The sequence below is a fragment of the Neobacillus sp. FW104-15D2 genome, from assembly GCF_058790155.1.
In genome coordinates this window covers 18,485-43,950 of sequence record NZ_JBYTCJ010000001.1, presented here as the reverse complement: position 1 = coordinate 43,950, position 25,466 = coordinate 18,485, and the positions used below count along the sequence as shown (strand labels likewise).

At 38.0% G+C, this 25,466-nt stretch carries 26 protein-coding genes and 1 pseudogene; 6 read left to right on the top strand and 21 right to left on the bottom strand.

Annotation, left to right across the window (positions count from 1 at the left end; all coding sequences use genetic code 11):
• Both pdhA and AC3WR0_RS00235 read right to left on the bottom strand, forming a co-directional pair.
• Entirely contained in the window at window positions 1–1,119 is a 1,119-nt protein-coding gene (gene pdhA / locus AC3WR0_RS00240; RefSeq protein WP_492550475.1) for a pyruvate dehydrogenase (acetyl-transferring) E1 component subunit alpha, read from the bottom strand.
• Window positions 1,120–1,879: 760 nt separating this feature from the next.
• The gene (locus tag AC3WR0_RS00235; RefSeq protein ID WP_492550474.1) at window positions 1,880–2,551 is read right to left on the bottom strand and encodes a YkyA family protein; all 672 of its coding nucleotides are present in this window, start codon (window positions 2,549–2,551) and stop codon (window positions 1,880–1,882) included.
• Window positions 2,552–2,797: 246 nt separating this feature from the next.
• Between AC3WR0_RS00235 and AC3WR0_RS00230 the strand changes: the two genes are divergently transcribed.
• On the top strand, window positions 2,798–2,935 hold the full coding sequence (locus AC3WR0_RS00230) for a YjcZ family sporulation protein (RefSeq protein ID WP_492550473.1): 138 nt from the start codon (window positions 2,798–2,800) through the stop codon (window positions 2,933–2,935).
• 157 nt (window positions 2,936–3,092) lie between these two features.
• Window positions 3,093–3,647, top strand: coding sequence for a peptide deformylase (def, locus tag AC3WR0_RS00225; protein WP_492550472.1), 555 nt, complete (start codon window positions 3,093–3,095; stop codon window positions 3,645–3,647).
• Between the two features lie 202 nt (window positions 3,648–3,849).
• Here def and AC3WR0_RS00220 read toward each other — a convergent pair whose 3' ends face one another.
• Window positions 3,850–4,620 carry a Cof-type HAD-IIB family hydrolase gene (locus AC3WR0_RS00220; RefSeq protein ID WP_492550471.1) on the bottom strand — a complete coding sequence of 257 codons (771 nt, stop codon included), beginning with the start codon at window positions 4,618–4,620 and terminating at the stop codon, window positions 3,850–3,852.
• Between the two features lie 28 nt (window positions 4,621–4,648).
• Window positions 4,649–5,548 carry a DMT family transporter gene (locus AC3WR0_RS00215; RefSeq protein ID WP_492550470.1) on the bottom strand — a complete coding sequence of 300 codons (900 nt, stop codon included), beginning with the start codon at window positions 5,546–5,548 and terminating at the stop codon, window positions 4,649–4,651.
• A 594-nt stretch (window positions 5,549–6,142) separates the two neighbouring features.
• Between AC3WR0_RS00215 and AC3WR0_RS00210 the strand changes: the two genes are divergently transcribed.
• Together AC3WR0_RS00210 and rnjA are read left to right on the top strand one after the other, a co-directional pair.
• A complete protein-coding gene (locus tag AC3WR0_RS00210; RefSeq protein WP_027323216.1) occupies window positions 6,143–6,352 on the top strand; it encodes a DNA-directed RNA polymerase subunit epsilon in 210 nt (69 codons plus the stop codon).
• Window positions 6,353–6,358: 6 nt separating this feature from the next.
• Complete coding sequence (gene rnjA / locus AC3WR0_RS00205) at window positions 6,359–8,026, top strand: ribonuclease J1 (protein ID WP_492550469.1); 1,668 nt, start codon at window positions 6,359–6,361, stop codon at window positions 8,024–8,026.
• Window positions 8,027–8,114: 88 nt separating this feature from the next.
• Here rnjA and AC3WR0_RS00200 read toward each other — a convergent pair whose 3' ends face one another.
• From AC3WR0_RS00200 to AC3WR0_RS00145, 12 genes and pseudogenes are all read right to left on the bottom strand, one after another.
• Window positions 8,115–8,774, bottom strand: a complete 660-nt coding sequence (locus AC3WR0_RS00200; protein ID WP_027323214.1) for a potassium channel family protein — start codon at window positions 8,772–8,774, stop codon at window positions 8,115–8,117.
• Window positions 8,775–8,940: 166 nt separating this feature from the next.
• Window positions 8,941–9,126: pseudogene (locus AC3WR0_RS00195) on the bottom strand (cytochrome ubiquinol oxidase subunit I); the annotation flags it as partial.
• 85 nt (window positions 9,127–9,211) lie between these two features.
• Window positions 9,212–9,409, bottom strand: coding sequence for a cytochrome ubiquinol oxidase subunit I (locus AC3WR0_RS00190; protein WP_492550709.1), 198 nt, complete (start codon window positions 9,407–9,409; stop codon window positions 9,212–9,214).
• 161 nt (window positions 9,410–9,570) lie between these two features.
• Window positions 9,571–10,446, bottom strand: a complete 876-nt coding sequence (locus tag AC3WR0_RS00185) for a DUF4349 domain-containing protein (RefSeq protein ID WP_492550468.1) — start codon at window positions 10,444–10,446, stop codon at window positions 9,571–9,573.
• Between the two features lie 113 nt (window positions 10,447–10,559).
• Window positions 10,560–11,015, bottom strand: coding sequence for a TlpA disulfide reductase family protein (locus tag AC3WR0_RS00180; protein WP_027323210.1), 456 nt, complete (start codon window positions 11,013–11,015; stop codon window positions 10,560–10,562).
• 68 nt (window positions 11,016–11,083) lie between these two features.
• Window positions 11,084–11,632 carry a peroxiredoxin gene (locus AC3WR0_RS00175; RefSeq protein WP_027323209.1) on the bottom strand — a complete coding sequence of 183 codons (549 nt, stop codon included), beginning with the start codon at window positions 11,630–11,632 and terminating at the stop codon, window positions 11,084–11,086.
• Between the two features lie 268 nt (window positions 11,633–11,900).
• Window positions 11,901–13,019 (bottom strand): N-acetyldiaminopimelate deacetylase, encoded by a 1,119-nt coding sequence (locus tag AC3WR0_RS00170; protein ID WP_492550467.1) that lies wholly within the window; start codon window positions 13,017–13,019, stop codon window positions 11,901–11,903.
• A 122-nt stretch (window positions 13,020–13,141) separates the two neighbouring features.
• A complete protein-coding gene (gene dapD / locus AC3WR0_RS00165) occupies window positions 13,142–13,852 on the bottom strand; it encodes a 2,3,4,5-tetrahydropyridine-2,6-dicarboxylate N-acetyltransferase (protein WP_492550466.1) in 711 nt (236 codons plus the stop codon).
• A 114-nt stretch (window positions 13,853–13,966) separates the two neighbouring features.
• Window positions 13,967–14,857, bottom strand: a complete 891-nt coding sequence (gene ccpC, locus AC3WR0_RS00160) for a transcriptional regulator CcpC (RefSeq protein ID WP_027323206.1) — start codon at window positions 14,855–14,857, stop codon at window positions 13,967–13,969.
• An 82-nt stretch (window positions 14,858–14,939) separates the two neighbouring features.
• The gene (locus tag AC3WR0_RS00155) at window positions 14,940–16,460 is read right to left on the bottom strand and encodes an MDR family MFS transporter (protein ID WP_492550465.1); all 1,521 of its coding nucleotides are present in this window, start codon (window positions 16,458–16,460) and stop codon (window positions 14,940–14,942) included.
• A gap of 41 nt (window positions 16,461–16,501) precedes the next feature.
• A complete protein-coding gene (cbpB, locus tag AC3WR0_RS00150; protein ID WP_027323204.1) occupies window positions 16,502–16,960 on the bottom strand; it encodes a cyclic-di-AMP-binding protein CbpB in 459 nt (152 codons plus the stop codon).
• Between the two features lie 478 nt (window positions 16,961–17,438).
• On the bottom strand, window positions 17,439–17,675 hold the full coding sequence (locus tag AC3WR0_RS00145; protein ID WP_027323203.1) for a YkuJ family protein: 237 nt from the start codon (window positions 17,673–17,675) through the stop codon (window positions 17,439–17,441).
• Window positions 17,676–17,852: 177 nt separating this feature from the next.
• Here AC3WR0_RS00145 and AC3WR0_RS00140 point away from each other — a divergent pair, with 177 nt between their 5' ends.
• Window positions 17,853–18,830 (top strand): MBL fold metallo-hydrolase, encoded by a 978-nt coding sequence (locus AC3WR0_RS00140; RefSeq protein ID WP_492550464.1) that lies wholly within the window; start codon window positions 17,853–17,855, stop codon window positions 18,828–18,830.
• Between the two features lie 14 nt (window positions 18,831–18,844).
• Here AC3WR0_RS00140 and AC3WR0_RS00135 read toward each other — a convergent pair whose 3' ends face one another.
• The 3 genes from AC3WR0_RS00135 to AC3WR0_RS00125 form a co-directional block, all read right to left on the bottom strand.
• Window positions 18,845–19,273 (bottom strand): DUF3993 domain-containing protein, encoded by a 429-nt coding sequence (locus tag AC3WR0_RS00135; protein WP_492550463.1) that lies wholly within the window; start codon window positions 19,271–19,273, stop codon window positions 18,845–18,847.
• A 298-nt stretch (window positions 19,274–19,571) separates the two neighbouring features.
• Complete coding sequence (locus AC3WR0_RS00130; protein WP_027323201.1) at window positions 19,572–19,805, bottom strand: hypothetical protein; 234 nt, start codon at window positions 19,803–19,805, stop codon at window positions 19,572–19,574.
• Window positions 19,806–19,869: 64 nt separating this feature from the next.
• The gene (locus AC3WR0_RS00125; protein WP_492550462.1) at window positions 19,870–21,084 is read right to left on the bottom strand and encodes an EAL domain-containing protein; all 1,215 of its coding nucleotides are present in this window, start codon (window positions 21,082–21,084) and stop codon (window positions 19,870–19,872) included.
• Between the two features lie 138 nt (window positions 21,085–21,222).
• Here AC3WR0_RS00125 and AC3WR0_RS00120 point away from each other — a divergent pair, with 138 nt between their 5' ends.
• A complete protein-coding gene (locus AC3WR0_RS00120; protein WP_492550461.1) occupies window positions 21,223–22,026 on the top strand; it encodes a C39 family peptidase in 804 nt (267 codons plus the stop codon).
• 321 nt (window positions 22,027–22,347) lie between these two features.
• Here the strand turns inward: AC3WR0_RS00120 and fadH are convergent, their stop codons facing one another.
• Both fadH and AC3WR0_RS00110 read right to left on the bottom strand, forming a co-directional pair.
• Entirely contained in the window at window positions 22,348–23,112 is a 765-nt protein-coding gene (fadH, locus tag AC3WR0_RS00115) for a 2,4-dienoyl-CoA reductase (RefSeq protein ID WP_492550460.1), read from the bottom strand.
• Between the two features lie 126 nt (window positions 23,113–23,238).
• Entirely contained in the window at window positions 23,239–25,338 is a 2,100-nt protein-coding gene (locus AC3WR0_RS00110; protein WP_492550459.1) for a putative bifunctional diguanylate cyclase/phosphodiesterase, read from the bottom strand.
• Window positions 25,339–25,466: the final 128 nt, after the last annotated feature.

Below are 25,466 nucleotides of genomic sequence, written 5' to 3'. Positions count from 1 at the left end.
TTACTTCGACTCCTTTGCTTTGTAAATTTCATATTGTTCTTTAAGGTTTTGAGGCATTTCTTCAAACATAATAGACATCAGGTCAGTCACCTTTTGTTTAGGCGCAGCATCTGCCTTTTTAATAGCCTCTTTGATTTCTTCTTTTGCTTTTTCAATTACTTCGTTCTCTTTCTCTTCATTCCATAGACCTTTGTTTTCAAGGAACTTACGGAAACGTACAAGTGGATCCTTCTTTTCCCACTCATTATCAAGATCAGAAGTACGATAACGAGTTGGGTCATCACCAGCCATTGTATGAGGACCATAACGGTATGTTAAAGTTTCAATTAGTGTTGGGCCTTCTCCGTTAACAGCACGTTCACGTGCTTCACGTACTGCTGCATAAACAGCCAATGGATCCATGCCATCAACCTGAATTCCAGGAATACCTGCCGCAACAGCTTTTTGAGCAACTGTCTTTGCAGCGGATTGCTTTTCAACAGGAGTAGAGATCGCGAAACGGTTATTTTGAACAATGAAAATAGCTGGAGCTTTAAAAGCGCCCGCAAAGTTAATACCTTCGTAGAAGTCACCCTGTGATGCACCGCCGTCACCTGTATATGTGATAGCAACCGATTTAGAACCGTTCTTTTTCATTCCTAAAGCAACACCCGCAGCCTGAACATACTGAGCGCCAATAATGATTTGTGGAGAAATAACGTTTACACCCTCAGGAATCTGGTTGCCCTGGAAGTGCCCGCGAGAAAATAAGAATGCCTGATAAAGCGGAAGTCCGTGCCAAATTAATTGAGGAACATCACGGTAACCAGGTAAGATAAAATCTTCCTTTTCAAGTGCGAATTGAGATGCAAGCTGGGATGCTTCCTGCCCTGCAGTTGGTGCGTAAAAACCAAGTCTGCCTTGGCGGTTTAGCGAAATGGACCGCTGGTCAAGGATACGAGTATAAACCATGCGTCTCATTAATTCCTGAAGCTGTTCATCGCTTAACTCAGGCATTGCTGCTTCATTAACGACTTCGCCTTCCTCGTTTAAAATTTGAAGCGTCTGAAATTGTTCTTCTACAGTCTCGAGCGACTTTTTCGCATCGATCTTTTGTGCCTTCTTTGTATTAGAAGCCATCTAGGTCACCTCTTCCTTTCTTAAAAAGACATTAAAGTAATTTACATACACTCTTTTAGATTGCCCAAAAAAGCAGATAAATGCTGAAGGTTTTATAGGTGCTCACTTTATCAGGCATACGGCGTTGTTCGCTAACGTTCATGTACTCTTAGCCCAAAAACACGGCACTTTATAGTTTTCCACACTTCATGCCGCAAAAAACACGATTTTGGATTTGAACGCCGAAAATTTCTGTATCAGTAGTTTATGTAAATATATTAATACAATATTTTTTTACATTCTGAGTTTACATCAAGAGTTAACCCCCGTCAATTACAATGCACTTAAATTTTTCATCATACCCAAGTTGGAAATAAAATAAACTTTTTAGTCAACTGTACTACCACAATTAACAAAACTGTATTACTAATCATCCACTGTTTTAACACACCCAGCTCTCATTTATCTACCCTGAAATAACTGTGGATAGCTGTTATTTCATTTGTTTTTGTGCCATTTTTTTGAATTGGTGTCTTTTTACCTTTTTTATTAGAAAATTCGCCGGCCAGCAGGAAATTGGCCTAGCTTCCTCGACTCAGCACTTGTAGAAAGAAATTTGAATGTATTTTCGAGGAGTGACGCAGACTCCCAGCCATTAACAACATCGTTATATAAAAAACTTGGCAATAGCTAAGTACTTTTGGCAGAGGCCTAATTTTTGTTATGCGTTAAAATTTATTTCTTATTAGCAAAAAAAAAATCGGCCGAAGCCGATTTTTTATTAACTATTCTCTTTTACCTTAAAACCTGCTTTTTTATAAAAAAATTCTTTTTGCTTGTTATATTTTTCGGTTAAATCATTGAATTTATCGTTGGTCACGAATATCCCTCGATATGTTTTATTAATTTTATTTATTTGGGTTTCAAGTTCATCCAATGAAACACTTTTTTTCTTTAAAAGGCGGTATAAATCTTCATCCTGCTGAATGCCATTTAAATATTCATGGTAGAGCTGGTCATGAGCAGCATATCTATCCATCATTATATTGGAAAGTTTTACAGCGCTTGCTTGTAATTCTTTATCATCTAAATCGTCTATAACATCATCTGTCTTTTTGAATTCCTTTTTTGATGCCACGATACTTTTTTGTTCCTTTTCTATATGGTTCTTTCTCTCTTCTGCCAATGAAAGAGCTTGATCAGACAGCTTAGAAACTTCTTCATTCTTTTTCATACCCAGCCCCATGATTTTATCAAAAAGTTCCTTCTCCTGTTTTTCTAACGAGGTAAGCGGGTTTTGCTGATCCTCAAACCCTTTTTCTGCTGTAACTACCTTTTCCAGTATACTGTAGATCTTATCCTCAGGCGATTTTTGCTGTCCGCAGCCTGCAGCTATAATGATAGCTGTAATTATTGCTAATGGTAAACGAAATTTTAATATAAGCGACATCATCTAAGCCCCCAAACATTTAACACTTTTTTAACTATATCTATTATGAATCTTTTTGACAATCCTGTGTTTTTGAACTAGCCGGTGTTGAAATAATACTTGTCCCTCCAATTTGTTTTATAAATTTTTTTTATTTTTATTACTGGGCAGAGGCCTATACAGACTAATGCCTATGTTCATAATTTATACTACTAACCCGGCAAGACATAATAGAAAACCGGGGCGGAAAAATAGGAGGAGGTTATTCTTATGTATGGTTATGGTGGATGCGGTGGTTACGCTTACCCAGCTGGAGGCGGCTGCGGATTTGGTTTTGGCGGGGGCTTTGCTTTAATAGTCGTTCTATTTATTTTATTAATTATTGTTGGCTGTGCCTGCTGGAGATAATAAGGGTGTGGAGGAGGAAGTCCTTCTCCCTTTTTTATTTTACTCCATAATTAACCCCTAAATAATTCACCATTATTAACTTTTTATAAATTGTTTGATAGTATTATGATTATGGAAGACAGATATTAGCAAGTTTTTATACAGGAGTGAAATGATCATGTTAACGATGGAGGATATAATCCGAGATGGCCATCCAACACTAAGAAAAACAGCTGAAGAAGTTCCTATGCCGCCATCGGATGAAGATAAAAAAACTTTATTGGATTTAATGGAATATGTGCAAAACAGCCAAAATGCCGAAATTGCAGCTCAATATGGTTTGAGGCCAGGAATCGGACTTGCGGCTCCACAAATTAATGTTTCAAAAAGAATGATCGCGGTTCATGTCTATGATGATAAGGGTGTATTGTATAGCAATGCTCTTTTCAATCCAAAAATAGCCAGCCATTCCGTAGAGCGTTCCTATTTACTTTCAGGCGAAGGCTGCCTGTCAGTAGATGAACTTATAGAGGGATATGTGCCCCGATTTGCACGTGTTACAGTGAAAGGCTATGACTTCGAAGGAAAAGCAGTGAAACTGCGTTTAAAGGGTCTGCCGGCAATTTGTTTCCAACACGAAATTGATCATTTAAACGGGATTATGTTTTATGATCTTATTGATAAGAATGATCCCTACAAACCAATTGAAAACGCTATTGCTATAGAAAGATAAATTTAAACTATACTTAATCCAAAAAGTAAAGCCGCCTGCTGGCGGCTTTATTTTTGCAGAGGACGTGCCCAGGAATTCGCTTCTTTACCTTCGGTATGAATTGCGAACGCCGTTTTAAGAATGATAAGAAAAATAGCCAACCGCCAAAAGAACTTGCTGAATGCCCAATTTTTAATAAATCGCTTCTATTTCCTAATAAGCTTTATATTAATTCTAATTTTATCAAGCCGTTTCGAATGCCATCTTTCGACACGTCACTTGTCACTAAGTCTGCATGCTTCTTGGCTTCATCCTCGCCATTTCCCATCGCTACACCTGTACCAACAGCTTTTAACATTTCAATATCATTTAAACCATCACCAAATGCATAAACATCTTTCATTTGAAAACCAAGCCGGGAAATCATTTTTTTAATCCCTTCTGCTTTGGAGCCTCCCGCAGGAAGAATATCCACTGAATATGGATGCCATCTTATAAAATGAAAAGAAGAAAACTCGTTTCTATACTCGTTTTCTGTACCTTCCTCACAAAATAAAAGGGACTGATAAAGCTTTCTGCTTTTATAAAAACCAGCGTCCTCTTCAGGATGAGTAAATTTTAGTGTCCCTAAACTTTCCTCAATATAGGGGTGCTGAGAAACGGTTGCTTTCATTGTTTTTTCATTCATGAATACAACTGGATGCGAATTATGCTTTGATAATTCCAAGAGTTTTTCCAGTTCTGTTTCATTAAGCGGGTTTTCGTAAATAACCTGATTTTCGAATACAACATACTGTCCATTAAAACTCACAAAAGAATCAATATCCAATTCCTTACGAAGGCTTTCAAACATAAAGGGAGCTCTTCCTGTAGCAATAGCCACAAAGACTCCATTTTTCTTCAGTTCTTCTATAGCCCCTTTTGTACTCGAGGGCAAATTTTTGTCATGATCAAGCAGTGTACCATCTATATCAAAAAAGACAATTTTTTTCATGAAAAGCTCCTTTTCTTGTTGATTTAATCTAAGCTGCTGCTTTTTTTCCCATTTTCCCTTTTACCTTAAGAGAAGAAATGTATACACCTGCGAAGATGACGGCCAAACCAATCATCATTGAGGCATGGATCTTTTCATTTAAAAGCAACGCTCCCCAAAATATTGCGGAAACAGGCGCCAAATAAGTAACCAAGGATGCAAATTCCGGGCTTCCCTTTTGTACAAGGAAATAATAAAGCAAATAAGCAATTCCCGATCCCAGAACACCAAGGCCTACAAAGGGCAGGATGACAGAGACATCGAATAATTCAGCCAATTGGCCCGGTCCTGTTATCAGCACCCAAACAAGGCTAATAGCAGCCGAAAAGGCCATTGTTAAAAATGATGTTTCCAATACAGACAAATCACTTAAGAACTTCTTGGAAAGATGCGAACCTACCCCATAGCAAAAGGTGGCACAAGACATTAATAAAACACCCGACAAATGTCCCGCGTTAAAATCACCCGGTTTTATTTCCGATAATATAAAAATTCCAATAAAACCTACTATTATACCTACCCATTGATTCTTTCTCAAAGGGGAAGAAAAAATTAAAAAGCCAATTACCAAAGTCCATATAGGTGTTGTGGCATTAATAATGGATGCAAGGCTTGAAGAAATTTTTGTCTCACTTGAGCAAATAAATAACCAGGGAATTACATTATTCATCAAAGCGACAAAAGTAATTTTCACCCAGGGCAATTTTTTTCCGTTCCTTTGGCCTCTTTTTACTATCAAATAAATAATGCCCAGGATTAAAAATCCAAAGAAACAGCGCCCAAAAACAATTACAGCTGGATCAAGCGTATCAAGCAAGATTTTCATAAATAAAAAAGAAGTGCCCCATATTAGACTTAGAACTATTAAGGCACCATATAATTTGCTCATCCCCATCCCTCCGGTGTTTTTAAAGATGTGTTTAATAATTGTTCATTTTCTAAGAGGAAGCTTTCATAAGCCTGCAGCAAAGCCGCTAGATGCCTTTTAAACTTCATTTTTATATGTGTACCTTTATAATATCAAAAACAGTAAACCTTCTCTTTAAAATTGTCAATTTATTAACGGGACAAGTTTTTCCATCTTTACCCATGAAATTCTTAATTGATTCATCATATAATAGTGGTATATAGATAATTTTATTTTTCAAAAACTTCTTTTCAGTATCCTGGCCGCTTTACATTGGACAAGGATGGTATAAAATAAGAAGTAAGGAGATGATCCACAATGTTAAGGAAGCTAAGAGAAAAGCTTTTGAAACAGTGGAAAGATTTGCTCAGAAAAAAAACGATTGCCTAAATCTTTGAGCCCTTCAAACTTGCGAAGGGCTCCTTCCTTATTGTAAATTTGTAAACAGCAGCCGTTTTGCTTGCATTTTCATCTCTATCCATTTGATGGTAACCATCCTTATTAAATAAAATAAATGAAAAAGTTATAAAAATTTTATATAATAGAAAAAGTTATGTGGATTAAGGAGCGATTTAAATGATTTTTAAAGTTTATTTTCAACAAAGCGTTAAACAGGTACCTGTAAGAGAAAACACAAAATCAGTTTTCGTTGAAGGCGAATCTGAAAGAGATGTTAGAAAGAAATTGGCTAACCATGACTATAATGTTGAATTTGTACAAGCAGTCAAAGGAGCTTTTTTAGAATATGAACAACAAAATGAAGACTTTAAAGTATTGGAGATTTGATAATTTATGAAATTTGTTAAAAACGATCAAACTGCCGTTTTCGCACTTGGTGGTCTTGGTGAAATCGGTAAGAATACTTACGGAGTTCAATTTCAGGACGAAATTATTTTAATTGATGCAGGAATCAAGTTCCCTGAAGATGAACTCCTTGGTATTGATTACGTTATACCGGATTATACTTATCTGGTTAAAAACGAAGAAAAAATTAAAGGCCTTTTTGTAACTCATGGACATGAAGACCATATTGGCGGAATTCCGTATTTATTAAAACAAATAAATATTCCTATTTATGGCGGCAAGCTTGCTTTGGGCTTAATTAAAAATAAGCTTGAAGAGCATGGGCTTCTCCGTACGGCAAAGCTGATAGAAATTAAAGAAGATGACATTATCAAGTTCAGAAAAACTTCTGTTACTTTTTTCCGAACTACCCACAGCATTCCTGATTCTTATGGAATCGTGGTAAAAACCCCTCCTGGCCAGATCGTCCATACGGGAGATTTTAAATTCGATTTTACACCTGTTGGTGAACCAGCAAACCTAACCAAAATGGCTGAGATCGGTAAAGAAGGAGTATTATGCCTCCTTTCTGACAGTACAAACAGTGAAGTTCCTGATTTCACGATGTCTGAACGCAGAGTTGGTGAAAGCATTCAGGATATTTTCCGGAAAGTGGATGGAAGGGTTATCTTTGCAACCTTTGCATCTAATATTCACCGTCTTCAGCAGGTCGTTGAAGCTGCTGTGACAAATGGCAGAAAAATAGCCGTTTTTGGAAGAAGCATGGAAGCCGCAATAGAGATCGGAATAGATTTAGGATATGTACGGGCTCCAAAAGATACTTTTGTTGATGCGCAGCAAATCAACCGACTGCCGGCCAATAAGGTTACTATTCTATGTACCGGCAGCCAGGGTGAACCAATGGCAGCCCTGTCCAGAATTGCAAACGGAACTCATAGGCAAATCCAAATCATTCCTGGGGATACAGTTGTTTTCTCATCTTCTCCTATCCCAGGCAATACCATCAGTGTGAGCCGTACCATTAACTCACTTTTTAGGGCTGGCGCCGAGGTTATCCATGGCAAACTAAGCGATATTCATACTTCAGGACACGGCGGGCAGGAAGAGCAAAAGCTTATGCTTCGTTTAATAAAACCAAAATTCTTCATGCCGATTCACGGTGAATACCGGATGCAAAAAATGCATACGAAGCTTGCTATTGATTGCGGAGTTACTGAAGAAAATTGTTTTATAATGGATAATGGCGAAGTTCTTGCTCTTTCTCAGGATACTGCACAAGTTGCAGGAAAAATCCCATCCGGTAATGTTTATATTGACGGAAGCGGTATTGGTGATATCGGTAATATCGTGTTGCGTGACCGCAGAATTCTTTCTGAGGAAGGCCTTGTGGTTGTAGTGGTCAGCATTAATATGAAAGACTTTAAAATTGCTGCCGGCCCTGATCTTATCTCCAGAGGATTTGTTTATATGAGAGAATCCGGTGATCTTATCAATGACGCACAAACTTTAATAACCAAACATCTAAACAAAGTTATGGAAAGAAAAACAACCCAGTGGTCCGAAATTAAAAATGAAATTACAGATACATTGGCTCCATTCCTTTATGAAAAAACTAAACGCCGTCCTATGATCCTTCCGATCATCATGGAGGTATAAAAAAGAAGCAGGCCGCGTGCCTGCTTCTTTTTTTGTGATTTGGATTAGATTAGGTCCTATTAAGGCTTTACCTCTCCACCACTTTTCTTTATTTCATTACTTTCTTTTCAAAACGGTTGATATCTTCATCGGTTCCAATCACGATCAAGACATCTTCAGATAGAATAGTTTCACTTGCCTGTGGAGAGACAATAATATTACTGCCCCTTTTTATGGCTACAATATTAAGGCCATATCGGGCTCTTATATCCAATTGAAGAATCGTATGACCGCCCAGTTTCTCATTCGCGATAATTTCAACAATGCTATGTTTGTCGGAAAGCTCAAGATAGTCCAGTACGCTGCTGGAAGCAATGTTATTAGCAATTTTTCTTCCCATATCCCTCTCAGGATGGACCACCTTGTCTGCTCCTATCTTTATCAATACCTTTTCATGATAGTCGTTTTGTGCTTTGGCCGTAACATTCCTGACTCCTAACTCTTTCAAAATAAGAGTAGTGAGGATACTGTTTTGTATACTATCTCCAATTGCAACAATTACATGGTCAAAGTTGCGTATTCCCAGACTTTTTAATACTGCCTCATCTGTTGAATCTCCTACTACAGCATGAGAAGCAATAGCAGAGTATTCATTTACTCTATCTTCATCGCTGTCAATGGCCAAGACCTCAAGCCCTTGTTCTGAAAGAGCCCGGCAGATACTGCCTCCAAAACGGCCTAGACCAATAACCGCAAAATTTTTTTTCACAAGGATTCCCCCAACAAAGACATGATTATTATTCTTCCATTTTATCATAAAACAATTGTATGCAAGTATCTTACTTTTGCCCCTTACATAATCAGCGTTAAGTTAAAAGAGGCGCATTAGCAATATTAGTGAAGGCACAATAAAAAAAGGCCAGCAATATAAACTGTTACAAGGGTGATTCCCATCGTATCACTTGTGTAGGCTGAGTTATATATACGGATACAGTATATAAGGAAGATGTGATGCACGGAGGCTGCCCAGCATCTGGGATTTTATCAAGTCCCGTTACTTTCGTATTAAAAGAACCACCAGCTAAAAAACTTAGCATTTTTGGTATTTTAATAGCATTCTCTACTTTATGCTCTCCTTCAGTCCCCTGCCAGTCTTAAAATGCCATTCTGCTGCTGCAACTGAAGCTAATATAAGGCTGCTGTCTTTTAAAAAGATGTTAATACACGGAAAATTTTTGATGGTGCTGCGGGAATAAACATGACGAAAAGGTTCGATATATACATAGCCCCATCCTTCAGCTTAAATCCCTGAGGTGTATTCATAAAGGCATTTACACTAGTAATATATACAGCAGAAGCAGATGAACCGATAAAAACTGGAATTGAGATAAGCCAATGGTACAGAGGTTTTTTGAAGCGTCACAAGTTGTATAAATTTATTCCAATTAAGACTAAATACTGTGATAGCTATCATAAATCCATTAAGCAAGAATTAGCCCCCAGTATAGAAATACCCGCGGAAGGGCGGGCTAAACTAAAGGACCTTAACAATAAGAATTAGTTTTCTAGTTATTCTTTTTCCTTATTTTTTTATACAAGAGAAACACGATTCCGACCAGGATAAAAAGAGCTGTAAATACAGGAATATTACCGATAAAGAATACAACAAGCCCTGATACAACTGTCAATAAACCATTGGCACTCAACACAAATTGTTTTTTTATTCTATCCCAAGTATTTAATTTTTTATCGAGGTGGGGCACTACGACTTTCGATTCATTTAAAGTAATGGTAACAGTTGAATAATCCGTTTGGTTTCTAAGAAAATTAATTTTTCCTTCCAGTTTTTCAATTTCCTCCTGGACCGAAGAAAGATCAGACGATATTTTCAATAAGTCCTCCGTTTTAGCGGCGTTTTTCATAAATTCCAACAACCGGGCTTCCACAGCCTTCTTCGATCTCAGCCTTGATTCCAGATCAACATATTCCTCCGAAACATCCTGCCCTGTCACCTGCCGATTAAGAACTTCTGATTTCCCCTCGGCATCATTCAAAAACTCATGAAAGTGTTTTTGTGGTACCCGAATTTTAAGAGTACCATTAATCTGCTCCTTGCCCTCTTTTGATACATTGGAGTCAATGACATAGCCGCCAAAATCTGTTGCACGTTGTTCAAGCCATGTGACAGTTTTTTCGAAATTCTTTACGCGGATCTGCAATTCTGCATGATAAATGACCATTCGATTAGGCATTTCTATTTTCTCTTCCAACTGCTGTTCTTTTTGTGGTGAGGAATTCTGTAATAAAGATTTTGAACTGCTTCCTGCCTGATCCATTTTCTGAGTGGATGCTTTACTATCTTCCACATTAGAACTACAGCCTGAAAGGATTAAAAATACTAAAATAAAAATAGACAAAAGTAATTGCAGATTTCTTTTCACATTGGCACCCCTGTTTTCATTTATTGATAATGACGAAACCAGGGGGTGAAAGTTACATCCATACAAAAAAATAAAAGTTGCCTGTTTTTTCACAGACAACTTTTAATATATCCTTATTCGGTTTTTTCCAATTCATCCAACACACGGTTTACTCTTTTTTCAAGCATTTTCATACCGCTTCCCCCTGCCTGGAAATGGCGAAGCTTTCCTTCACGATCAAATACATAGTATGCAGGTACATATTGATTTTCGAAGGTTTCAGTCAGCTTATGCTCACTATCAACGAAAATTGGCTGTGTAATCCCATGCTCGGCAGCGACTTTCTTTATATCGTCTATATTAAGGTCGTTTTCAGATCTTGGCATATGAACTGCAACAACATTAAGCTTTTCCTTGTAATCATCCCTGAATTGGTTAACTTGAGGCATAGCTTCCTTACAAAGGTGGCAGCTGATAGACCAGAAGTGGATTAATGTAGGCTTTTCACCAATTAACTCATCTTTTGACACTTGTCCGTTCAGCCACTCTGTAGCTCCGGCAAGTTCAGGCATTGGCTCACGTAATTTCATCTTGTACCCTCCCTTTCTTTATTACAAAGAAGGGCCTAACACATTCGGGTTAGGCCCAGCAAAAAAAATTAAACGTTTAATGTAGCTTGTCCTGGCTTCCAGTTTGCTGGGCAAAGGCCGCCTGTTTGAAGTGCTTGAAGAACACGCAATGTTTCGTCTACGTCACGTCCGATATTATTGTGGTTAACTACAGAATACATTAGTTCGCCTTCTGGGCTGATAATGAACAAGCCGCGAAGTGCAACACCTTCTTCTTCGATTAAAACGCCATAATCACGTGCTACAACATGGTTAGTATCAGCAGCAAGCGGATATTTAATGTCGCCCAGTCCGTTTTCTTTGCGGTCTGTGTTAATCCAAGCTAAGTGTGTGTGGATAGTATCAGTTGATGCACCAATAACTACTGCATCAAGATCGTCGAATTCATCAAAACGATCAGAAACAGCTGTGATTTCTGTTGGACATACAAAGGTGAAGTCCATTGGATAGAAGAATAATACAGTCCATTTATCATTTTTCATATTTTCTTCAAGACTTACTTTTCCAAATTCCTTATTAGGCATTACAGCATCCATTTCAAATCTTGGTGCTTGTTTTGCAACCATACGTTCTGGCATGTTTATCCCTCCAAAAATTTTTTTATGGCAAATTCGATTACCATTACTGGACAAATTAATTATAGAACAACCATTATTTTGAGTCAATATTAAATTATAATTAATTTAAATAAGTACTTATTATCAATTATAATTTAAAACTCCATTAATTGGTTTGCCCTATTTTTAATTTTAATAAACGAAAAAAATGAAAGATTTTGCGTTACACATTTCCCTTAAATTCTACCACTCTAAGGCAAAATAGGAAAATAATATGCATATCCCAATATTAGTTTCCCTTATCCATTAAATAGGAGGATATAAAAGCAATTGCTTTTTCAATTGCCGTTTCATCCGGGTTCAGTTTTGAATGATGAAGGCCAAATGGTGAATTGACTCCAAGCCAAAACATAAAGCCCGGAATTTCTTTAAGCATGTATCCAAAATCCTCACCAGTCATTGCTTCCTTACATTCAACTAACTCCATATCAGGATTCTTTTTGGCAAAATCCATAAATTCTTTGGTAAGCGGATGGTCATTATAGACCTGGTAATACATTGCACCATAATCGATGATACATTCACATTCATAGCCAGCTTCAATGCCTTTTACCAATGCTTCAATTCTCTTTTTCACCTTTGCCATGGAATCAGGGGAAAGTGTTCTAATTGTCCCTTCCAGCCTTGCCCGTTCGGCAATAATATTTTGGACTGTGCCCCCTGTTATTTTTCCAACTGTTACAACTGCACTATCTAGAGGATCAATATTTCGTGAGACAACGGTCTGCAGCTGAGTGACAAGTGAACAAGCAGCAATAATCATATCGTTTGTCTGATGAGGATAGGCCGCATGTCCGCCTTTTCCTTTTAAATCTATAAAAAGCTCTGATGTATTAGCAAACAAAAGCCCTTCCTTTACCGCAATAGTCCCTGCCGGGTACTCTGGGGCAATATGCAGAGCCATAATGATATCAGGCTTCCATGCATCCATAATATCTGATTGAAGCATCGGTTGGGCTCCGCCTGGCCCTTCTTCGGCCGGCTGAAAAATAAAGAGAAGATTGTCTTTAATCGGATTTTCAGCAAAAAAGGATAGAATCCCCAGCGCGATGCTCATATGAAAATCATGGCCACAGGCATGCATCTGACCTAAATGAGTTGAAGAAAAGGTTAATCCGGTATCTTCTTCAATTGGCAGTCCATCAATATCTGCCCTGTATCCAATCGTTTTTGTTGGTTTTAAACCGTGAAGCATAACAAACAATCCTGTTTTCCATTTTTTAATTACCATTCTTTCCTGTGGAAGAGTCTGAAGGTACGATAGAAGATATTCCTGTGTTTTAAACTCCCTAAAGCCAAGCTCCGGTATTTGATGAAGGTCTCTTCTTATTTTTACAAAAGTGTCCATATGTATTCCCACTTTCCAAATATATGCCAGCGCTGTTTTAGCACCCTTAAAATTATATAAAAATAAAGCGTGGAGAGCTTCCACGCTTTATCTGGCCCTACCTTAAGCCATTTTAGCTTCTATTACAGCTGGCGAAGTTCCTGCTTAATTTCTGTTTTTGACTTGGTTTTTTCGTCAATGTCTTTTATTCTTCTTGCCGGTGTACCCGCAACCACAGTATATGGAGCTACATCATCAATAACAATCGCACCAGCTGCTACAACAGCACCTTTACCAACAGTTACTCCTTCAAGTACCACTGCATTAGCTCCAATGACGACATCGTCTTCAACGATAACTGGCTTGGCAGAAGGCGGCTCAATTACACCTGCAAGAACTGTTCCTGCTCCGATGTGGCAGTTTTTTCCTACAGTAGCACGGCCTCCAAGAACAACATTCATGTCAATCATGGTACCTTCTCCAATTACCGCACCAATATTAATAGATGCCCCCATCATAATAACAGCATTTTCACCGATTTCTACTTGATCCCGGATAATAGCACCCGGTTCAATGCGAGCTTTAATATTTTTCATATCCAGCAGAGGAATAGCCGAATTACGGCGGTCATTTTCTACAACATAATCCTCAATTTTTGACTGATTTTCTTCTAGAACCGGAGCAATCTCTGACCACTCCCCAAAAATCACACCTGTATTTCCAGTTATAAAAGTTTTTGCGGAACTTCCGAAATCCAGGCCGCCAAGCTCACCCTTAACATAAACCTTTACAGGTGTTGCTTTTTTGCTGTTTTGTATAAAAGAAATTATCTCATTTGCATCCATCATTTTCATTAAAAACCCTCCATTATGTATAAAATACCCAGTTTTCTTCACATCTATAGGAATGAAAAAATCTGATTTGCTAAAAAACACTTTAACAAATAAAAGAACTTAAAACAAGATAAATTACTGCATCTTTTCTGATTCTTCGATATGTTCTTTAATAACCTCTACAAAGGCTTGAACCTGTTTTAGCTGAAAAGAAGATTCATATCCCAAAAGCCAGGTATCTCGTTTAAGAGGCAAGCCATGTTCATCATGAAGCGGGATTTTAAAAATATCTTTTTCAGCTCCGTTAAGTGTAATGGCAGGCAGGATTGCGTAACCAATGCCATTGAATGCCATTTGTTTACAGGTTTCAATTTGGTCTACCACAACCGTTCTTCTTGGAGGAGTTTTAAAATGCCGAAGCCACCAGTCCTGAATCTCCTGAAAATAATTAGAATCACTTTTAAATTGAATAAAAGGACGGTCAGTTTCGAGGACCTGTTCTGGACTTGTAATTTCTTTATCAACCAAATAAAGGCTGTCCTGAAATAAATGTATTTTTCTACCCTTCCAATCGGGAGTTCCTCTTATTATGCCAATTTGGACTTGATCATCATATATGCATTTAAGAATTTCACTGCTCCATCCTGTTATAAGCGAGATTTTTGCCTGAGGGTATCTGTCTATAAATTTTTTTAGTACCTGTGGAAGCCAGTTGAGCCCCACTATTGAAGCTACAGCAATCTTTAGTGTGCCAGCCACTTCTGACTGAAGGGAATGAATTGATTCCCTTACTCTTTCCTGCTTGGAAAGGACTTCGTCTACAAACTGGATGACATGCTCACCAGCAGGTGTCAGAGTCAATCCTTTTTGAGAGCGGATAAATAATTTGGCTCCCCAATCTTTTTCTATCGTCTGGAGACGCTGAGATAAAGCAGGCTGAGAGACAAATAGCCTTTCTGCGGCCTTCCTCATATTCATCTCCTGGGCAAGCACTGATAATAATTGAAATTCACTTAGTGATGACATAATTTCCTCTTTTTATATTATTTTTATTAATTATAAAAGATTTCTTTTAGGAGTTCACTTAATAAGCAAAAAGAGCTCCATTTTAAACAGAGCTCTTACTTTTTCTTGGGAGGAACATTATTAAGATTAAGCTAATAACAGCTGCAGCAAGGACAGCATAATAGACAGTATGGAGCGATAGTGTTAAACCATCCTGCAGTACGTCTATTGCCTTAGGGGTAAGCTCATTTTTTCCTTTGCCATTTAAAAGCTGATTGGCAGAATCTACATGGAGCTTTTTCCCTCCATCAACAGCATGTCCAGAAAAATAATTACTCAGCCGGCTATTCAAAATTCCGCCTAACATGGCAGCTCCTATTGTATTTCCAAGATTGCGCATAAACATATTGGATGCTGTGGCTATCCCTCTTTGCTGCCAGTTCACTGTGCTTTGGATAGAAACGATGAATGCGGTAGAGGTAAGCCCCATTCCTACTCCTACTAGAAAGGAACCTGCAGCGGCCCAAAGCGGCCCGGAATCAGCTGTCATCAATGCAAAGAAAAGGCTGCCAGCTATAAGAAACCCTCCGCCTATAATAGACGTCATACGATAGCCCATTGTGATAAGCATTCTGCCAGATAAGGTAGAAGCTATTGGCCAGCCGATTGACATTGCAGTAAGCGTAAAACCTGCTATTATGGGTGTCTTTCCCATGACCCCCTGAACATACGCCGGAAGAAAGCTCGAAATTCCAATCAGCATAATTCCTGTTGTCAGCGAGGTAACATTAGCAATAAAAATAGATCGCTCTTTCCAGATATTAAATGGCATCATTGGTTCAGCAGCCCGATTTTCCTGCAGAACAAACCAGAACAGCGAAACCGCACACAAAATAAATAAAGCTAAGGACTGGAATGAGGTCCAGGCCCAGTGAGCGCCTCCCTCTACAAGAATAAGCATAAGGGAAGAAATGGCCACAGTTAACAAAACGGCTCCAGGATAATCAATCTTATGCTGCCTTTTTTCAACTTTTTCATGTAGGAAAAAATACAATCCAGCAATTGAGAGGATGCCTAAAGGAATGTTGATCCAAAAAACATAGTGCCAGCTCACGTATTGAACAAGAAATCCTCCAATTGCGGGGCCTAAAACCGCTGAAATCCCCCATACACTTGAAAGGTATCCCTGGATTTTTGCTCTTTCCTCCTGAGTATAAATATCTCCTACTATGGTAGTTGCGATTGGGGTAACAGCCCCGGCACCAAATCCCTGAATCAGCCTAAAAATGATGAGCATTTTCATGGAATCCGCAAATCCGCATAATATTGATCCAACAAGAAATATGAATATTCCGACAAACAGGATCGGTTTTCTGCCAAATAAATCAGAAAGCTTGCCATAGATAAGGACTGTTACTGAATTCATGAGCAGATAAGCCGAGAACACCCAGCTATAAAGGGTAAATCCACCCAGTTCTCCCACAATTGCCGGCATCGCCGTTGAAACAATTGTTCCTTCTATAGCCCCCATGAACATAGCAAGCATTACGGATATTAATACAAGCGGCCGATTCGTTTGTTTTTCAACACTTTTTTGCTGAGCCTTTTTTAAAGGGGCACCCATAATAACACCTCTTGATTTAAAATGGCTCCCTAAAGGGGAGCCTAAGCATCATGTTTATTTTTATTTACTTTTCTGATATGCCTATTTAATTGGTTTAGGACTGTGCTTCTAGGAAGAATTCCCTCAAAATACCCTTCTTCATTTTCCACACAGATAAACGGATGATTAATCAATATTTCAAGGCATTCTTTTATTGAAGCAGTAAGTTTAACCCGCTTCACGTTTTTGTTCATAATTTCCTCTACACGTTTTTCTTCAAGCTTCTCAAATTCAATTCTCTCAAGCCCAAGAATTGAGTCCATAATTAAAGGAGTGCTTATCAATCCATGAAGTTTATAATGCGGATCCAAGACGGGAATGGCAGTATAACCACTCTTAGTTAAAACCAATAAAGCATGTTCAAGATTGTTGCCAATTTGTACATGTGCAACACGTTCTGAAGGAATAATCAGAGCTTGCAGACTAACCTCCAAAAATTCCCCACTATGAAGACTTATCATCACCGAAAACTCCTCAATGTTTGTTTTACCACATATATATTCTAACACAGTTTCCGGGGTACTGTCCTAATTAAGATTATATTAACCCTTGCTTGTTTCAATATTTTTTAGAGTCATATGGCAATTCGGACATTCATAAATGACATTTTGATTTGATTGGGCCGTAAGGACATTTTTTAACTCTGAAGTCTTTTGGCATTTGGGACAAATGACAATTGGCATCATTTTTTATTCACCTCTTTAAGTTAGAATGCCAAACTCCTTGCTCGTGCATTCAAATTGAAAAGAGGAGTGAAGCAACTCATTGAGTAATTTAAATATAATCATGCAGCTTTGCGAGTAGCTGAGCAGTAAAATATTCAGGGTTGAAAAACCTTTGGGGAGGCTGGAGAAGGACTAGAAAAAGTGGAGGCATCCATCAGTTTCCGATAACCCTGAGAGTTAAATAGCAAAAAAAATAAGGAACCATAATGGCTCCTTATTGAATTAAGTCAAAAATTTCAATTGTGATCATATCGATATTATCAAATTGATAGCGTTTTGGCTTTTCTTTTTCGCTGTATACTTCCAATTCAAACGTTTCAGTTTTAGGATGGAATGTTACCTGACATTTTCTTTCACCCTCAACCTCGAAATAACGCTGAGCAGGTTCTCCAGAACTAGCTTGTTCCTGAAGGTTTTTTAATCGTGTTAATATACCTTGAAGTTGTGACAATGTTCTCTCTCCTTTCAAACAAAAAAGCGTTTACCTATAGGTTTCGCATTTGGCATGTTTCTATCCTGATGGATTATTTTCAGAATATTTAAATCAGATTCTTTACATCCCAATATTAACAGCATAAAATAATGACAGGTATTTGTCCAAGTAAAAATAGATAAAAGGAGGGTTTTTTTGAAAAAAACTATTTTTATGGCAGAAAATATATATTTGATTGATGACTTTGATTTGGGGCTGCCTCAAAGAACTGGCAGTTATTTTTTGGATGAAGAAGAGCTAACCATTATTGAAACCTGCACCAGCCGTTCCATCCCCTATATTCTTGAAGGACTAAAAGAGCTTGGGAAAAGCCCGGAAGATGTCAAATATATTATCGTTACTCATATCCATTTGGACCATGCAGGCGGAGCAGGACTTTTGTTAAGTTATTGTCCAAATGCAAAAGTTATTGTTCATCCAAAAGGGGCCAGACATTTAGCAAACCCAGAAAAGCTAATTGCTGGAGCAAAAGCTGTATATGGCGAAAGATTTGATGAGCTTTTCCATCCTGTTCTGCCCGTTCCCGAAGAAAAAATTCTGTTTAAAGACCATGATGATACACTTCAAATTGGCCAAGATTGCACCCTATCATTTTTCGACACTCCCGGCCATGCCAACCATCATATGAGCATTTATGATGAGAAGAGAAAATTAATTTTCACCGGAGATACTGCGGGCGTATCCTATCCTCAGCTTAAAAAATATGGGGCGGAATTATTTCTTCCTTCTACTTCACCCAATCAGTTTGATCCCATTAAGATGCTCGATTCGATTGGATTATATGAGGGAATGGAAGTCGAGTCTATCTATTTTGGGCATTTTGGAGCCACCAGCAATCCAGAAGAAGTTTATCGTCAAATCCGGTATTGGCTTCCAATATTTCTTAATGAAACTCAGAAAGTATTTTCATCAATGGCAGACCCTAAAAAAGGTGCACTGCAGCTCAAGAATTCCCTTTATACCCTTGTATCCGAATCTTTAAGAAATATATTCATTCCTAAAAATGATGATTTTTTTACTATCCTTAATTTAGACTTATCTGTATCATCAATGGGACTGATTGACTATTTCACCAAACTGGAGATTAAAAAGCAAAAAGAAACCGCACTCTAAGCGGTTTCTTTTGTTTATAGGGATTCTTTAATAACTTCTTCAGGGACGTCATCGTAAAGATACTTGGAAATCTTCCAGACTCCCGATAAATTCTCAAGCAGTATACCTTCATAATGGCTTTTATATCCTACTGGCCCCTCATTACTTTCAGGGAAATATTCAAACACATAAATTTTATCAGGTTTAATGACCACACGGGTATTATTTGAATATCGGTAAAAGGGAATATAATATTTTGCGAAATCAGAAGCGTATGTAAGATACTTACCATTTGTTTCTTTTAAATTTTCCTTTAAAAAATCCTTTTGGTATTCCTTTGAAAAATAAGGACTTAAAATACCATCAATTTCTTCTTTGGTCCTCTCTTTTTCACTTAAAGCAGCTTGTGCCTGAAAAGCTTCTTTCAGAAAGCCAAAAACTTCTCCCCTGTCTTTTAATTCCATATTGGCATGCGGGGTTTGAGGGGATATCGGTATAAACAGACAAGAAATAAATAATAATATCAGCAATTTTTTCACTTTTCTATCCTCCCTTTCTGGACAAGCCGTCATTCTTTTATTTTATCAATATTTTTACCAATGTTTTCTATACTTCGTTCGTAAAATAACTTCACAATTAGACATAATTTTCGTTATCTTTTTAATACCCACTTCCTTTTCTTTTTAACCTTACAAATGGAAAAAATTAAAAAACATCCTCATTTACATTAGCAGCAAAAAAAATAGGCCTCTTAAAAGAGACCTAACGGGACCAGCCAAAAAATATAAAAACGATTATCAGCAAAAGCAAAGCGAAGAAAATCCCATAGGATAAAAAAACAGGATTAATGAGATACACGTGACGCTTAACAGGCTTAGCAAGCTCTGTATCAAGTCCATTCCCCGCCGCCCTGTGCCGTCTAGCCAGGACCCAGGTGTAAATAAGCGACACTGCCAAAATTCCTATAACAGCAACGGAAAGAAACATTAAACTCATGGGTCATCCCCCTTAAATTCGTTTAATTTTAACCTTCCTCCCGGTCGATTTTTATATTCAATTATTAAAGGATGAGATTGGTGTCAAATAGAAAATGATGAGAAATATCAATAAACAGAAATTCCTGGGAACTCACCGGATAAGAAAAGGTCCTTACGGGTTCACCTGTTTCAATATCACTATAAAGGTCTGACAAAATCCCTTTATTTTCATTTCTCATCTTGATTATATTTTCAAGAAAATACGGTCTCCAGCTCCAATTTTTATGAAGATATTCAGACTGAAAAATCCACCCGCTTTCAGGGTTTTTAAAGTAGTTTGCAGAAAGCTGAAAACCATCTCCATCACATACGTACATTCTAAACGCAGCAGGATCCATTTCACGCTTTATTTGTAAAAATAATTCCTCGTAAGATGGTTTCTTTTGTTTCACAACGATTGACTGTACCTTTTGATGAAAAGATTCTGCAGCCGAGTATATCGCCTGGAGTTTTTTCTTTTCTGAAAGAATAAATCCATGAAATTCCTGCTTCAATCTCTCCTTAAGCATAAAAGGTGAAACTAACTTAGGGGCTGGCCGTGACAAATAAAATCCCTGATAATATCTGCCGCCATTTTTCCATGCGAACTGAAGCTGATAATCCATTTCAATATTTTCAAATAAAAGCTCAGCACCAATTTTTCTTGCCAGCAGGGACAAAGTATACATAATGTCCTGAAAAGATGCTGATGTACCGGTTAATCTTAAGGCAGCCAAATTGACCTTTAAAATATCAGGTTCCAATAAACCTAAAAGGTCAACTGTACTTTTTTCAAAATCTTTTTTGGATACGGCAATTTGAATGCCGTATGTACGGTAATAACTAAGCAAATGAACAACCTGCTGGATATCCCCGGAATAGCTGTCGCCTGCAATTTCAAGTACAAACTTGTTTAATGGCAAGCCCTTTTTCTCCAATGCCAGAAGCTGTTCCAAAAACGGTTCACCATCTTGATACATCAATAAGTCTGCTGACCGATTAATAAATAATTTTTGTCCGGGTTCGAGCTGTGATGCTATTAAGGACGCTCTTTCAAGCAAAAGTTGATCAACCTCAAATTTATATTCCTCTGGAATTTCCCCGTCATTAAAAAAAGGACCCAAACTGTTTATTTGTTCCCCCTGGATATATCGACCTAAAATCTCATAACCAATAACGATTTGTTCATCTGCGCTAAGGATTGGCTGAAAGTAAGGTACGACTTTATCCAAATTTGTAAGGATATCCAAAGCATCCATGGCCGGTACCTCCACTCGGTAAAATATGTTTAATTATAACATATTTACTTCGGTTTCATCCCTTTCCAAAAACAAGGCATTATATTTCTGACAATAAAACAAAACATAAGGATAGACCTGTTTGAAAGGGGAGTTTCTTTGAAAAGGTACCTATTGGCTCTACTGTTTCCTGTTTTAATCGGCTGCAGCGAACCCCAACAGGATAGCACTAAAGATACACCCGAAGTAAAAACAAGTCACCCTTCTTCCCTAAATCAAAAGAGTGAGAAGAAAACCTCTGCACCTTTTAAAGCTGCAGAAGTACGGCAATTTTCGACACCTGGACATAAAAATCAGCCTGTCAAAAGCAAACAAATGCTCAATGTTGTCCAAATCAACCAAAACCCGGAACTAAAGTATGGCTGTGAAATAACTAGTTTGGCGATGATGCTTTCATATGCAGGGATCAAAACCAATAAAATGGAATTGTTTCATGCTGTAAAAAAAGATGCAGACCCTCTTGTCAGATCACGTAATGGAGATATTTTACGCTGGGGTAACCCACATGATGGTTTCGTTGGGGATATGACTGGAAAAAGGGCTGGATATGCAGTGTTTGATAAACCTGTCGAAAATATGGTGAACCAATACCTTCCAGGCAGAGCTGTGAATTTAACAGGCCGTTCTTTTGACGAAGTTTTGGCTCATGTTTCCACAGGACATCCGGTTGTTGTATGGACTACTGGTGACTTCCGCTTACCAGACCGATGGGAATCCTGGTATCATGGCCAGCAATTAATTCGGACTCCATTAGATCTGCATGCTGTTGTTCTAGTTGGATATGACAGCCAGTATGTTTATTTAAATGATCCGCTCTCTGGAAAAAAACAAGTACCTGTAAATAAGAGACAATTTATCAATTCATGGCATGCTTTAAAATCAAGGGCTGTTTCTTATAAATAGGCTTTGTTAATTTAATCTTTTTATTTTCCGCTCTCGGCGCACACTTTCCGCGAACAGTCCCGGAACCGTCAAACTTCAGCGCCTTTCTTCAGAGTAGAGCTTATAAATAAAGTAAGCTCTGCAATTGCTAAGACTTTAGGTGGGAGCATAACAGGAGTTGCACTTATCTACGAAAGTGCTATTGCTTTTCCTTCAAGGCATGCTATAGCAGATGAAGCCTTTCTTATCCAGTCCGTTGTGTGTCCACAATTTATGGATATAAATCTGATTAGCTAAAAAAAGGCTGACTCAAGTAACGAGTCAGCCCTTTTTTGTTTAACGTTAGAACGGATGCTGATTCAGCCATTGCCCTCCATCCATTGTAATACATTCGCCATTTATATATGCAGCCGCATCTCTAAAAAGAAAGTGTGCAAGTTCCGCAATTTCTTCGGGCTTTCCAAGCCTGCCAAGCGGTACGCTGTTAAGTGTCCGTTTTGCAGCCTCTTCAGATTCCCAAAGTTTATCAGCACCACCTGTTCTTTCAATAGGTCCGGGTGCTATAGCATTTACGCGAATGCCATACTTTTTGCCCCACTCTACAGCCAGTGTTCTTGTCATGGATAAAACTCCTGCTTTTGCAGCGGCAGAATGAATAACTCCAGCACCAGCACCCCAGGCATATGTAGCTACCATATTGATAATGCTGCCCTTTATCCCCTTCTCAATCCAATACCTTCCAACCTCACTGCTGCAATAGAAAGTACCGTTTAACACAATATTTATAACCGAATTCCAGCCATTTGCACTTAATTTCTCAGCTGGGCAAATAAAATTTCCCGCTGCATTATTAACGAGATGATCAATTGTTCCAAAGTGTTCATCTGTTTCTTTAACCATCCTTTTTACATCTTCAATTTCCCTAACGTCCATTTGGATGGTGAGCACCTGGCCATCTTCTATTTCTATTTCCTTTTTAGCTTCTTCAAGTCTTTCAGCTGACCTTCCCGTAATGACAACTTTTGCCCCCGCCTCGGAGAACTTTTTTGCCATATACTTTCCCATGCCATTTGAGCCGCCAGTAATAATAACTACTTTTCCCTTCATACAAATCCCCCTTCAAGTGAATGACTGTTCATTTTTTATTGTACCACTAAAGCATGAATATTCTAAAATTAATAATCTAAAAAAATAAGGTCTCTATCCAGAAGACTAGAGACCGACCTGGCAATTTTATTTTTTGATCAAAAACTGTCCTTCCGCTTCATATTCAGGAAGTGGTTTTCCATAATAATAGCCTTGTACTTTATGGCAATTAGCTTTAATTAAAAAATCAGCCTGTTGTTTTGTTTCCACGCCTTCAGCAATGACTTCCATTCCCAGACTTTGGCCCAAGTGTATGATCGTGGAGGTAATAGCTGCGTTCTTTTCATTTATTAAAATATCCCTTACAAAAGATTGGTCTATTTTAAGAACATCAATCGGGGATTCTTTTAAATAATTAAGTGAAGAATAGCCTGTTCCGAAATCATCAATAGAGATAGTTACACCCATTTCTCTAAGCCTTTTTAAAATAGGGATTGTTTCTTTTGTATCTCTCATGGCTCCTTCAGTAATTTCTATTTCAAGTGACGAAGGGTTTAAACGGTATTTTTCCAGTCTGGCTTGTATACTCTTTGCGAAGGAAGGCTGCTGAAATTGTTTAGGAGAGATATTAACAGCTACCCGGATGTCCTTATATCCCTTATCATTCCATTTTCTAATTTGTCTGCAGGCAGTTTCAATTACCCAATGGCCAATTGGAACAATGAGGCCGGTATCTTCAGCCAAAGGGATAAAGTCTCCTGGCGGAATATTCCCCAATTCAGGGCTATTCCAGCGCAGCAGCGCTTCAAAGCTTTTTATTTCCTGTGTTCTTAAATTAAATTGGGGCTGAAAATAAAGCTTTAATTCTTCCCTGTCAATTGCTTTTCGCAAATTGGTTTCAAGGTTAACAATATTCGTCATAACCGCATTCATTTCAGAGCGATAAAACTGGTAATGCGCCTTTCCCTTCTTCTTTACACGGTATAATGCCTCATCCGCATTCTTTATAAGAGTTTCAGCATCCCTTCCATCGTTTGGATAAATACTAATCCCAATACTCGGTGAGATATAGTACTCATTTGAATTAAGATAAAAGGAATCCGTAAATTGAGAAAGAATTTTTTGTGCAAAGAGGGCCGTTCCCTTCCGGTTCGTCTTTGTCAGCAGAAAATTAAATTCATCACCGCCCTGCCGATAAACTTTGCCATTTTGATTTTGTATATCGATAAGCCGGCCGGCAACCTTTTTTAGTATTTCATCACCAGCCAAGTGGCCCAATGAATCATTAAGAAATTTAAAACGGTCAAGGTCAATTGAAATGAGGGCAAATTCATTCCGTTGCTTCTTAGAATATTGAATTTCTTCATTAAGGTGATCTAGCAGGGCCCTCCTATTTAATAATCCTGTTAATTGATCGTGAAAGGCCATAAATTTTATAGTTTCTGCATTTCTCGCCTGCTCGGTAACGTCTCTCCCAATAACATATAGACCCTTTACTTCCTCATCAATAACTATTGGCACAGTTTTCATGCTCATGGTCAGTAAAAAACCTTTTCTATGTATAAGCCGGCAGTCCATTGTTTCAAGGGCATATCCTGCCTCAGCCTTAACTAAAAGATCCCTAAACGTGCTGATATCTGGATCCGCGATAAAATCGTAAAAGGAGCGGTAAGCTATTTGTTTTTCTGTAAATCCTGTAAGCTTTGAAGCAGCAGGATTTGAATAAAGAATCTGCCCATCAAGACTTAGTGAAAAAATGGCATCCATATTATTCTCAACTATTGACCTAAAACGCTGTTCACTCTCAACCAGTTCCTGCTTCTCTTTTACTGTCTCGGTCACATCTCTGGTAACGGCAATTATGTATCTTACTTCTTGACCATCTATTATTGGAGTAAGGATTGTTTCTCCGTAAAAAATGCCGCCTGTATCGGGAAAAAATTCACTTGAAAATGCCAATGTTTTTTTTCCCTTTAACACCTCATCATAATGCGGCAGCAGCAGATGAGCTTGATGTAAGGGAAGAGCCTCCTGAATGCTCCTCCCGATTACATTTGCTGAGAGTCCTGCATTACGAAGACCAGCCTCATTAACAAATATATATGTAAAACCGGAAGGATCTGCTTTCATAATAAAAACCATGTCCTGAATATGCTGAAATATTATATCAAATATGATGGATTTCATTTTTTCATAGGCTGAGTTCTTTTGGTTTTCCTTTGCCAGGAGACTTATTAGATTGTTCATCCTAACCTCCAAAGATTTAAAATAAGTGCAGCAAAATATATTAAAATATAATTTCTTTCATTCATTTTACCTCGGTCGGTACAAAATAAAAATAAATTTTTAGAAAAACTAGGCATTCGACAAGTCTT